General features: G+C 58.9%; 1 protein-coding gene. It reads left to right on the top strand.

Annotation, left to right across the window (positions count from 1 at the left end; all coding sequences use genetic code 11):
- Positions 1–89: 89 nt before the first annotated feature.
- A partial coding sequence (locus R0J92_RS23210; protein ID WP_411053407.1) for a hypothetical protein occupies positions 90–270 on the top strand: 181 nt, incomplete at its 3' end.

Genomic DNA, 270 nt, shown 5'->3' with positions numbered 1-270 from the left:
AGCACCGAAGCCTTGACCAGATTCTCGCCGGAACGGTACCGCGCCGACATCGCCGAGGCCTTTACTGCGACAATCAGGAGCAATCGAAAATGACCGTCCACCAAAATAGTTCACTACCGGAGGAGTCGTTCACCGATACCGTGCGACGACTGGCAGGAGCGCAGAAGCCACCCGCCAAGGGGTCGCCCGCATATTCCCGGTTCGTCAACAGAAAGATCGGACGCGTCATCGCAGCAGCCGCGTACCAAGTCGGCCTGACACCTAACAAAG

Source organism: Tritonibacter sp. SIMBA_163, assembly GCF_046535935.1.
Taxonomy (GTDB): Bacteria; Pseudomonadota; Alphaproteobacteria; order Rhodobacterales; family Rhodobacteraceae; genus Epibacterium; species Epibacterium scottomollicae.
Note: the sequence above shows the minus strand (reverse complement) of the source record. Positions and strands in the feature narration are given on the sequence as shown.